The sequence below is a fragment of the Ignavibacteriales bacterium genome (assembly GCA_026390795.1).
Classification (GTDB): Bacteria; Bacteroidota; Ignavibacteria; order Ignavibacteriales; family Melioribacteraceae; genus Fen-1258.
On the sequence record JAPLFG010000003.1, the window covers coordinates 273,830 to 285,855 of the forward strand.

At 31.4% G+C, this 12,026-nt stretch carries 11 protein-coding genes; all 11 read right to left on the minus strand.

Translation table 11 applies throughout. From position 1 onward, the window contains the following. Window positions 1-95: 95 nt before the first annotated feature. Window positions 96-1,307, minus strand: a complete 1,212-nt coding sequence (locus NTX65_04815; GenBank protein ID MCX6168633.1) for an efflux RND transporter periplasmic adaptor subunit — start codon at window positions 1,305-1,307, stop codon at window positions 96-98. Window positions 1,308-1,351: 44 nt separating this feature from the next. Continuing rightward, window positions 1,352-1,750, minus strand: a complete 399-nt coding sequence (locus tag NTX65_04820) for a GxxExxY protein (protein ID MCX6168634.1) — start codon at window positions 1,748-1,750, stop codon at window positions 1,352-1,354. Between the two features lie 30 nt (window positions 1,751-1,780). Then, the gene (locus NTX65_04825) at window positions 1,781-5,167 is read right to left on the minus strand and encodes an efflux RND transporter permease subunit (protein MCX6168635.1); all 3,387 of its coding nucleotides are present in this window, start codon (window positions 5,165-5,167) and stop codon (window positions 1,781-1,783) included. 606 nt (window positions 5,168-5,773) lie between these two features. Next, complete coding sequence (locus NTX65_04830) at window positions 5,774-6,229, minus strand: hypothetical protein (protein ID MCX6168636.1); 456 nt, start codon at window positions 6,227-6,229, stop codon at window positions 5,774-5,776. A 151-nt stretch (window positions 6,230-6,380) separates the two neighbouring features. Continuing rightward, entirely contained in the window at window positions 6,381-7,373 is a 993-nt protein-coding gene (locus NTX65_04835) for a hypothetical protein (protein ID MCX6168637.1), read from the minus strand. A 2-nt stretch (window positions 7,374-7,375) separates the two neighbouring features. Further along, a complete protein-coding gene (locus NTX65_04840; protein ID MCX6168638.1) occupies window positions 7,376-8,407 on the minus strand; it encodes a 6-bladed beta-propeller in 1,032 nt (343 codons plus the stop codon). Window positions 8,408-8,506: 99 nt separating this feature from the next. Continuing rightward, the gene (locus tag NTX65_04845; protein MCX6168639.1) at window positions 8,507-8,803 is read right to left on the minus strand and encodes a hypothetical protein; all 297 of its coding nucleotides are present in this window, start codon (window positions 8,801-8,803) and stop codon (window positions 8,507-8,509) included. Window positions 8,804-9,385: 582 nt separating this feature from the next. After that, window positions 9,386-10,516: a 6-bladed beta-propeller gene (locus tag NTX65_04850; protein MCX6168640.1), complete on the minus strand. Its 1,131-nt coding sequence runs from the start codon at window positions 10,514-10,516 to the stop codon at window positions 9,386-9,388. Window positions 10,517-10,599: 83 nt separating this feature from the next. Beyond that, window positions 10,600-10,803 carry a hypothetical protein gene (locus tag NTX65_04855; GenBank protein MCX6168641.1) on the minus strand — a complete coding sequence of 68 codons (204 nt, stop codon included), beginning with the start codon at window positions 10,801-10,803 and terminating at the stop codon, window positions 10,600-10,602. 29 nt (window positions 10,804-10,832) lie between these two features. Beyond that, the gene (locus NTX65_04860; GenBank protein MCX6168642.1) at window positions 10,833-11,438 is read right to left on the minus strand and encodes a redoxin domain-containing protein; all 606 of its coding nucleotides are present in this window, start codon (window positions 11,436-11,438) and stop codon (window positions 10,833-10,835) included. A gap of 79 nt (window positions 11,439-11,517) precedes the next feature. Then, window positions 11,518-12,015 carry a methylamine utilization protein gene (locus NTX65_04865; GenBank protein ID MCX6168643.1) on the minus strand — a complete coding sequence of 166 codons (498 nt, stop codon included), beginning with the start codon at window positions 12,013-12,015 and terminating at the stop codon, window positions 11,518-11,520. Window positions 12,016-12,026 lie beyond the last annotated feature (11 nt).

A 12,026-nucleotide genomic window follows, 5' to 3' on the forward strand; every position in this document is an offset into this window, starting at 1 on the left:
TAAATAAATAGAACGCAGATTGAACAGACTTGCCTGCTGCAAGCAGGTCAAACAGATTATCACAGATAAACAAAACATTATCAGCGTAAGACTGATTATTTTATCACCCTCACTTTAGCATCGTGAGCTAATGTATACTGCCCTTCTACAATAACATTCTCTCCTTTATCAACACCTTCTTTTACTTCTATAAATTCATCATTCTGCTCGCCAATCTGAACATATTTCCACTTTGCAAGATCACCTTCTACAACAAAAACAAGAGGACGTTTATCCCTTACAAGCAATGCTTCCTTAGGAATCAGAATTCTATTTTGAAGATTATTTGATTCGATGAATACCTTAACAAACATGCCCGGTTTTAATTTATTCGAACTGTTCTGTATTTGTATCGTCACTTTACAAGTTTTAGTTTCTTTATCTATGTAAGGACTAACATTTAACACGCGCCCGCTGAACGCTTCGCCTGTTACGGATGGTACTTCTACCTTTGCAATATTTCCGACTTTAATTTTAGTTACATCATTTTCCAGAACTCCAACATCAACTCTGAGTGTGGAGGTATTGAATAGCTTACAAAGTTTCTGTCCAGCATTAATCCGCTGCCCGTTTACCAAATCGAAATCACCTACAACACCATTGAAAGGTGCTAATATTTTTGTGTATTCATAATTAAGTTTTGCTCTCTTGTAAGCATTTATAGCCGTGGTTAACCCGCTTTTATTTTGAATTACTTCTTCTCTTTTAGCTCCTGAGAATATTAGTTTCATGTCAAGGTCATCTTTCGATGCGTTGTATTTTAACTCATCTATCTTTCCGTCCTTATAATCTTTGTCTAATTTTTTAATCTGTTCCATAATCTCGCGGACTTTAGAATTGTTTGTTGTGTCTGTCGGAGCTTCCCTCTCAAGAAATCCGTATTCTACTCTTGAATCTGTCACCTTCACCCTGGTATCGTTTAACGCCAATTCATATTCTCTGTCGTCAAGACCAATTAGCAGATCCCCTTTATTAACATCTTTGCCTTCAAAAATATTGAGTGTATTTATTATACCGCTGATATTTGAAGTTAATTCAAGTTCTTCAGTTGCTCTTACAATACCATTTGCGTTTATATAGAGAATCAAATCACCTATTACTACCGGTTTTGCACGCACATCAAAAACAACTTCATCCAATTTATCGTAGTTTATGTTTGCTTCATCTCCATCTTTCTTTTGATCTGATTTAGCCGGAAGGATTATCCAGAGAAACGCAAGGATTACCAAAATAACGATAGTTATAGAAACCCATAATTTAATTTTCATATTTATCTCCTATATCCAGATTAATAGGACACAGATTAAACTGATTAAACAGATTGAAACTGATTTTTGAATTTGTTTTCAAATATTTGCCTTTTGATCTGTGGAGTTTTTCCAAAATTTAATAATAATCCAATTTCTATTTCTGTAGCTTTTAAATAATTTAATAATTGTGCCTCATGTTCAGTTATAATTCCTTCCGCAGATTTTAATTCAACAATTACTTTATTTTCAACCATTATATCTGCAAAATATTCACCGACTCCCTTTCCTTTATAAAAAACATCAATTGGAACTTGTTTTTCGCATTTTATATTCATTGCATTTAATTCAATACTAATGGCGTTTTCATAAACTTTTTCTAAAAACCCATAACCAAGACAATTATAAACATTATAAAATGCTTTGATAATTTTATCAGTAATTTCTTTGTGCAAATATTCCATTTTTTTATCTGTTTATATCCATTGTATCTGTTAAATCTGTGTGCTATTCTTTTTTTTTCTTGAGTACTTCTCCATATAAGTATACAAAACAGGAATAATCGTCAACGTCAAAAATGTTGAAGAGATTAAACCACCGAATACAGCAAGCGAAAGAGAAATACGTAATTGTGTTGCCGCACCGATACCGATCATCATTGGTATTAATCCAAACATGACCGTAAATGAGTTCATAACGATCGGTCTGAATCTGTCTTTGCCTGCAGCTACAATCGCGTCATGAACCGAAAGTCCTTCTTCTCTTTTTCTGATTATAAACTCAACTTTTACAACAGCATCATTATCAGCAATACCAACAAGGATAATTAAACCCATTAAAGAGATAACGCTAATACTTTCACCGAATACATATAGAAGTAAAATGCCTCCAATAAGTCCAAGCGGAACCGAGAACAAAATAATAAACGGGTAGAGAATAGATTCAAATTCCGAGGCAAGTACCATATACATCAATAAAACTGAGATTATAAGAGCAATATAAAGTGCTGAAAAAGCATTCGTAATCTCTTCATTCACACCACCGACAGTTATTATCTCTTCCGGTGATTTTGGAAGAGTGGAAATTGCGTTATTGATTTTCTTAATCACATCATCCAGCTTTGCATTTTGTAGTGTAGCATAAATATAGAGCATTCTGGATTGATCTTCCCTCCATATCTCGCTGTAGTTATAACCGAATTTATAATCAACCAAATCTTTTATCTGAATTTTATTATTACCGTTTTGGATATAATATTGAAGAAGTGTTGTAATATCGTTTCTATTATTTTCCGAAGTTCTAACGTTTATACCGATCTTTTTATCAAAATCGGAGAAATATGTAGCAACATTTCCTTTAACCATATTGACAATCTGATTCGCCACCAAAGCAATACTTACACCTTTTGCAAGACACTTTTCACGGTTAATTGTAATAGAGTATTCCGGTGTTCCTCTTTCCAGACCAATTCTGATCTCTTTTATTCCATCAATTTTTGTTTCATTTATTTTTTTCAGTATCTCTTCAGCTTTTGAAAAAGCTTTATCAAGATCTTTGTTTTTTATCTTTATCGCTATGTCGTTTTCGGACGGGTTAAGCAGCATGGAGTAGGAAGTTTTTACATCTTTGAAAGTATATTTAATTCCTTTCAGTTTTTCAAGAATCTTTCTTAGATAATTCTGCACATCATAATAGTTTTCATAGGAATCCAATTTGACAATAAGATTTGTTTTATTAACCGTAATCTGTTCTTTATTCATAAAATCAAATTCATTTACTCTCCCGATATTTGAAACGAGAGCACTTACATGAGGGATTGCGAGAATCGAGCTTTCAATTTTAGAAGTGAGTGCCGCGTTTCCCCTCAAGGAAGTTCCTGCGGTATAATCGAATTCAAGTATGAACTCATCCTGCGCTCCCTTTGGAATAAATTCTTTCTTCATATCCATTGCGGCAAGAACAGTAATTACAATTAAACCGAGTGTAACTGCGAGAACGGTTTTTTTGTTTCCAAGCGACCACTCGAGAAGCAGTTCATATTTTTCAATAAGGTATTCCATAAACTTATCAACTCTCTTAAAGAAAAAAGAGAGCTTCTTATTCAGGTATCCGCCGATCTTTATATAGATTAAAGCAAGAAGATAGATGAAAGACTTTATGCAGACTTTAAACGGAAATAGTATCCAGAATAATAAACGTCTGGAGAATTTCTTTTCTTCATTTCTTTTAATTATTAGAAAGCCTTGAGTGAATTTTTCGGGATTGCTGATCAGTCTAAAACTTTCACGGGAATCCAGCATCGGTATTAATGTGAGTGCCGTAATTATAGATGCAAAAAGAGAGAATGCTATTGCCAGGGATTCGTCTCTGAAAAGTTCGCTTACTATTCCACGGACAAATATCAGCGGAAGAAATACAGCGATTGTTGTTAATGTGGATGCAACTACAGGCATTGCAACTTCTTCAGTTCCTTTTATTACTGCCAGCCGGTTGGAATATCCGAGCTCTCTATAACGCATATTATTCTCGATAACAATGATAGCATTATCGAGAAGCATTCCAACACCCACCGCTATTCCGCCAAGAGAAATAATATTAAAATTTATTTTAAACAGGTAAAGGAGAAGTATAGTTATCACCAATGATGCGGGAATAGTAATTCCAATTATTAAGATATGTCTTAGGTTAGCAAGAAAGAAGAAGAGAACTATTACTGCTAATATTCCGCCGTAATAAATCTCCTGTTTTACGTTTGATATTGCATTTTCAATAAAACCGGATTGATCCGAAACTACAAGAAGAGCATACTCGGGATAGTTCTTCCTTAGCGAGGAGATTGTATTCCTTACCGATTGAGCGATTGAAACGGTATTTGCATCTGGCTGTTTGTAGATAAGGATTCCGATCGCTTCATTACCGTTGATACGGGTTAGACCTTCCCTCTCTTTGAAATTCTCTGTTACAGTCCCAATATCTTCAACAAGAATTGAACTGCCGTTATTATTTTTCCTAACAACCGTTTTTTCAATCTCATTTACATTTTTATATTCACCTAAAGTTCTTAATGAATAGCGGAATAATCCTTTCATTATTGAACCAGCGGACATGTTAAGATTTGCGGAGTTAAGCGCTGAGGACACTCCATCAAATGTAAGATTGAGAGAATTTAATTTTACCGGATCAATTTGTATTAAAATTTCCCGTTCAAGTCCACCAGTTATTATTGCTTGTGCAACTCCATCAATCTGTTCCAGCCGCCGTTTGAATAAAACTCTTCCAGCTTCCTTAAGTTCAATCAGCCGTTGTATATCTTCCTTCGGAGAATCGTGATCGATGTATCTAATGTTGAATGCTGAATGTTGAGTGTAGAGTGAATCTGAAATTTCTCCGGCAGTCTTTTCTTCTTTCCTTTCAACCTCTCGTCTCTCGCCTCTCATCTCTTGACGATACGAAAGAATCAACGTCATTATCGGGCTGGACGAAGGATCCGAGCGAATGATTGTCGGTCTGCCAGTCTCTCGAGGTAAAGCAAAACTCATGTTATCAAGTTTCTCTCTTAATGAAAGAAGAGCAAACTTCATATCCGTTCCCCAGACAAAATCCACAGAAATAATTGAAACACCTTCTTTAGAAACAGATGTTACTTTTTTCACACCGGATACAGTTGCAACTGCTGATTCAAGAGGTTCGGTAATTTGTTTTTCTACTTCTTCAGGTGAAGCGTTTGTGTATGTTGTTTGAACTATTAAATGAGGAATATTAACGTTTGGGAGAAGATCGATTCCGAGATTGGAAAAGGAGAAGATACCGAGCAGGGTGACTGCCACAAAAATAACAGTTATTGTAATAGGGCGGTGGATACTGGTTGAGGTTATTGACACAGAAATGAATTCCCATTAATTCTCAATAGATCAGGGTTATTATAAGTCTTCAAATGGTTTGATGCAAGTTCAAAAAAGAATTTTCTAACTTCATATAGTCACCCAAATTAAATTCAAAGAGAGAACAAACATAATTTCTACTAAATGATTATTAACGATCAACATTTTATTACTCCTTATAGTAGGGATTTAGTGGGACTCTCCATTATTCTTATATGACGTGGATTCTTTATGAACTTATCAACACGAACTATAGATCTCTACAACAATTACTGATGAATTTAATGTCTGTTTAGTAAATTTTTGCTCCAAAATTCTCAATATTATTTCAAAATGAAGGAAATAAAAAAATAAAGGTATTACGATTCAGCTACAGAATGGTTTTATAAATGAGCTGAATAAAAATTGGTATATACCCATTGAACAATGTATTTTTTAGAGACTAATGATCTTCTAAAAATTCACTTTGTTTGTTGAGTATTTTCTATAGCTAATTCTTAATCACATATAATTTTTCTTTCGTTATCAATAAAGAGACATATAACTTGAGAACTATTAATAATCAGCAATTTTATATATTACAATTTTGTGTTTCGAAAACAAGAATCATTTTTTTTCATTTATAAGCTTTTTCGACTTACTAACAAAGCTCTTAAACTGATCTTTTACTATAGTCGTAAAATAACTTATATATACAATATGAAGTTTCTTATCAATTAGAAAAAGAAAATTTACCGGTAGAATATTACTCAATAATAGGTTTTTTTGAATATATTGATTTATATCAATAAAATATGAATTCTCAAGGTTATACCTTTTTAAAAAAACAAAGGTATCACGAGAATTTTTACTTCCAATGATTATCAGTTTATCTGAAAGTCCCTGAGGGAATTTTTGAGAATTTTCAGCCCAATAATTCTGAATAAATTCCAAACATGGATCGCACACCATTCCATTTTGGTAAACTGCAATAAAAAAATCATGATTCTCAAATAAATCACCCAAATACTTTTTACCTTTAACATTATGCAACACAATATTATCCATTATTTGTCCTTCCACAGTGTCGCAAATAGCTTGGAGGTTTGAATCTACATAAGAACTATTATGTAATAAAACTATGCTATCATGGTTCTGCTTTATTTTTAACTTTAGATATAAAATATGCCATGTTAAGAGCGCTATGAGTATTAATAACAAAGGTAAATAATACCTACTTGAAAAATTGATCTTGAAATTCATAACTAACAATCCTAGGTAGATTCTTGCTAGAAATATCTGTTTTTTTATTTTCTAAAAAATAGATTCTATTTTGAAAAGTCCCTACTAAAGAGATTGTGGATGGTAAGAGTACTTCTAAAGATTTTCTATCGTTCTGGAGAAATAGCCAGCGTTTGGTTCCATCAACTCTTTCAAAATAAGAGACTATAATATTGTTCCCAAAAGAATAACTATTTAATAGCTGAGTTGTACGATGCCATATTTTCATCTCTTTTTCATCTAAGGAATTAATTTCCATAGGCATGAAAAAAAATGTTGGTCGTTTTTTATAAGTTTTGGTTAAAATCCATATTCGGTTATATACATCAATAATGTAATCGGAACTATGACAAACAAAAATATCCTTTCCATTATAAGTAATATTTCCTGCACCTAACGGAATTAACCCAATTTTAGGTTTCCTAGGTTCCTTTCCAAAGGAACGGACAAAACTTCCATCCCGAGCATAATAATGTATTACCGGATCGTGTAATCTATCATTAATATGGTACTTATTGTAAAGCAACAATTCATTATCTACAAGACACAACATTTGGCCACTTTTAACCCGAATTGACTTAAGTTCAATACCATTTTTATCGAATTTTTTTAATTGATTATCGTAGTCATTAACAACGAAAAAGAAGCCTGAAGAGTCAATATCAACATCATCAATAAAATTGATTTTACCTTTCAAATCGAGATGAGTAATTATTTTATTGTTCTCGTCATATCTTTCAACGAGAAACTCGTTTTTGTACACTAAAAGTATGGTGCCATCACGAAGTATTTTGACAATATCCGTATTAACTTTCCTAAAGTTACTAGATAAAATATTTTTCTCCTCAACTTGAGTAAAAAATCTTGCGAATTCTTTCTCAATGTTTTGTGCACCTGTTAGATAAAATGTAAATAAACCGGAAATTAATAGAAATAAATTATACATAATTATTTTCCATTAATTTTATAACAAACAAGCTGATAATCTGGTACTTCATTACTATTAGGGGATGGTTCCTCTGGTGGGTTTTTAATAAAATAAATTGAATCATCTCTTCCGACTGCAGTCAATGCAAGATCGGGATCAACTTTAATTCCACCAATTAAGGAATTTCCGTCAGTATCATAAATTTCAATCCAATGTGTGCGAGGCTTTGAACGAACTAGCTCAATCATAACTAAATTGCTTTTTGTTACTAATATTTTTGTGAGTGACGTAAAAGCATCAAGTTCTTCACGGTTAGCAAATCTTCCTGGGAGGACTTCTAAAGGTTTATAAAACTTTGGGATTTTCCCAAATTCTTTAATGTAATCTCCAGAAGGAGAAAATTTTTTTATTAAATACATAGAAGAATGAATAACATAAACATTCCCTTCATTGTCAATAGTTATATTAGCACCAATCATACCAATTTTATAAAACGGTGGACAAAAGGATTTCTCATATATTCCGTTTTCGTTATAATGTTTTATTGAATTCTTTTCCGCAATTGCAGATTCACTAGGATTATACTGATAAAAACCGCCATTTAAATCTGAACAAACTCCAAATCCAATTTGAACATTATAAGCAGTAATATATGAACCATCTTCCTTAAATTTTGAGATGCGCTGACTTCCAACATCTAGGACTAAAATTTCATTATTCAAATTAGTATCAATGTCAAATGGAGTAATATATTCTCCAGGTGCATGACCTTTTTTACCAATTGTGTTTTCAAACTTACCATCTTTATTAAACACAAGTATATTTTTTGAACGGCTATCAAGAACGACGATTTTCGTCTTTGTTAAGCATATTTTTCTTATACTAGCGATTGAATGTTCGAGATTGCCTTTTAGATTAATTTGGGATGTTTTTACAAAGATCGAATCAAATGTTGCTTTACTAAAGTTAAATTTTTTATGATTCATTTTGAGATCATCGGAGCTACATGCAAATAAAAATAATATTATAAGCAATGGAACAATTCTTCTCATATCTAACTTCTCCTATAAAACAACTTAATATTTAATATGACACAAAATCAGATAAATAAATTCCTACCTCTCTTTTTGAAAGGTAGGAAAATACTAACCTTAATTACCTCTATCACATTCCGGGACATAAGCACAACCAGCTGTTGAGGCATTATGCAAGCAACAGATTATCGTTCCGCCAGGAGTACTCATATAAGTTAATCCAGTTCTAGGATCTGCTTCTAAAGCAGAAGTGGCTTGGAACAAGGTTAACTTCATCCCGAACAATGAAATGTCACCATCTGAAAGATCATCAGTAAAAGCAATTTTAATGTTGAGTAAAAAGAGCATAGCAAAAAGTACAACACTTGCTCTCTTACTCCAAACTTTTAGTTTGTTTTTTGTTGGTACCGACATGTAACCTCCATTTTGTTTAATTAATTGATTTGTCATACATCTGCTTTTAAATAGTGAATTGTTTTTTTCACATTTTCAGCACTCAATCACAATCCCTATTTTTCTGGCGCGAGTGGGATAACATTTACATTTATATAATTATACAGGGTATGTCATTTCCCTTTTTGTTGTTCTTAAATAATATTTTTTAAATATAACATTAATTCACCATGTACTTTATACAAATTGATGAATTTAACTTTACTTATATTTGATTTAATATCGAATTATTCGAGCAACAATGGATGTCCAAATAATTTTTATAATTAGTATTCCTTGAAAATATTATTACAATAATTTTTCCATTGGAGGCACACTTTTCTTTATCATCACCAGGCAAAAACATTCGTTAACAAAACCAAAATTCAAATTATTATAATTACAGTAAAACTTACTTTTAATGGTAGTACTAAAACGTATTCAACTCGCGCCTAACCTAATTACATTTCCATTAACGCTACTCAATTAAGGACGAAGAATAATATAGTAGTAACTAAAAGTGCTTTCTGAATCATTCAATTCACAAAACATTTATCGGAATATTTAGTCCAATTTATCTTTTAATTTATAGTAGACTAATGTTGGATTTGCACTAATGGGTTTTTCTTTTTCATACCCATAAATAATTAATCCTTCGGATGTGAATTTATAATTTGGCTCATCTCTGAACATTAAGTTTTTATATGAACTTAGAAAATCATAATCATTTAGAATATTCAGTAAGTTTCCATTTGAATCATAGATATAATACTTTCCACCTTTAGAAGTAATTATTTGTTCAACAAAAATAAAACCTTGAACTGTTTGTATATTATATAAAGGCTTGAAATTATTGCTTATGTCTCTATTCTTTTGTTTCCACATTACTTGCTGATTTTGATCTTTTATATTTTTAAACTTATCGGGAAGTATAGTCACATCATCAAGAGTGGAAAACACTTTAATAGTTTTATTATCCAGATCAATTTGATAAAGGTCTTTGTTAAAACTGTTACCATATATAAAATAAGTATTGTTTAATTGAGTGAACAAGTTGACCTGATAACCATAATTTGTTTCTCCATGTCCGTACACATTTATAATTTTCTCTTTGCTTAATGAGTAAACAATTACGTCATTTTTTTTACTACTAGGATACCTTTGATATGTTACTAAAATGTCATCTTTTACATATATTTTATGAACATAAATAATATCTTCATTCTTGATTAATGAATAGTAAGTTAGGTAGTCACCGGTTTTAATATCATAAACTAACAGCGTGTAATTCGTACCTATATAAATTTTATCATTATCATAACAAGCCGAAAATAATCTAATAAATTCGCCTGGACCCTTTCCTTTTTTCCCAATTTGATTAATGAATTTTCCATCGGTATCAAATAGAAATACTTCTGAGTTCTTATAGTCTAGAACGATTATTCTATTCTTTGATTTTACTTCAATAAATTCGTCAATCCTACCAATTTTACATCTATTATTTGTCTCTAATTCAATTAAGGATTGTTTTTCGAATATATCTTCAAGCGTTTTAGTTTGTTTTATTACTTCAGCCTTTGCCGTGTCAATAGTAAAATGATTATTTGCTCTTTCATATGGAGTTTCTTTACTACAAGACAGAACAATGCAAAAAGTAGCTAATATAGAGAGTCCAATTTTTCTTTTATTTTTCATATAAACTTCTTTTAGGAAAAAAGTGATTGAGTTTGTTATCAAATACCTAGCAAACAAACTCAATCGACTAATTAAATTTTTAATTATGCACTACATTTGTGGTGTTGACTTGTACAAATACCACTATCACCAGCACAATTTACATCCCAAGCTTGGTCTTTATTGCAATAACTTTCGGTCATAGGGCCTTTTTCATAAGGTTCTGGCAAGGCTTTAACTTGTGAATAGAAAAAAATACTAAGGGATAATAATAATACAGCGGAATAAATAACTTTTTGCACTTTCATAAATACCTCCTAACACTGAGTTTAAAGTATTAACTACTTGGTTTTGTAATTACCTGTGACCTGATGTAATCAAAAAATATCCTAGTTATATTCTCAAGTTCAGGTTGTAAAAAGTGTGAATTAATTATATTATTATTTTTATCAACCCATAAAATAACTGGACTTTCTGTAATTTTTAATTTTTCCATGAATTGATTTTCAGGGTCATAAAGAGATGGATAGTTCACATAATTATTAATTACAAATCTTTTAGCTTCATTCATATCCTCATAATTGAAAATCCCATAAATTTTATTGTAGCCACTTTGAGTTAGTTCATTACAAAAATTAAGAAGTAATTCTGAACAAGGATTACATGAGTGTTCCGAATATACAACTATTAAATAATTTTCATGTTTTGATTCGTTTAGGATATTTACACTATTAGTATTTTTTAAATTAATAAATGACAGATCTGGAATAAAGTGATTATCGATTTGAAGTGATTGCGAAACACTTATTTCATATGGTTGTAAATAAAATTTAGTAAAGTCTTTGTTTTTGTTTTTTGTCTCAATAAAATTAAAAAAAGAAAACAAAAGCAATAGAGCTGGAATGGACCATGCTAAAATTACCTTAATATTTTTAATCTTCATAACTTCTTAAACATTCTATTTTATTAATTAGTGATTAAATAAAAACACAGATTGAGTTTTATCCTCAATTATTTAATAGTTACTTTATTTTGTGCCTGGTAGAAGCAAACTTCTTAATATCAACTGCTAACCATATTATTATGGTTAACAAAACTAAATTTCTAATTATCATCGTAATCCCAAACTCACTGCTAACCGCATCTCCAAAGCATCCACAGTCTGTATTCAAACCAATTGCAGTTCCGTAAACACTGAACACAAAAAAAGCAAAGAATAATACTATAGTTGCCAAGAAGGTTTTCTTTGTTTGTACTTTTAAAAGCAACATCAAGCCAAGTGCACTTTCTACTATAGGGACTACTGTTACCGCAAGTATTAACAATTCCTCATTAATCTTAAAAGCCGCTTTCATTGTTCCAAACATTGGGGAAGGATCAAGAACTTTACTCACCCCTGAGAAAAGCAGAATCACAGCAATAAAATAATATAAAAGTTCCAATAAAATAGTCAGCAATTTAGTTGTCGTAACCCCCATCCCTGGATTTGTATTAGCTGTAGTGAAGATTTGCTTTTGCACCTTAGATTTTC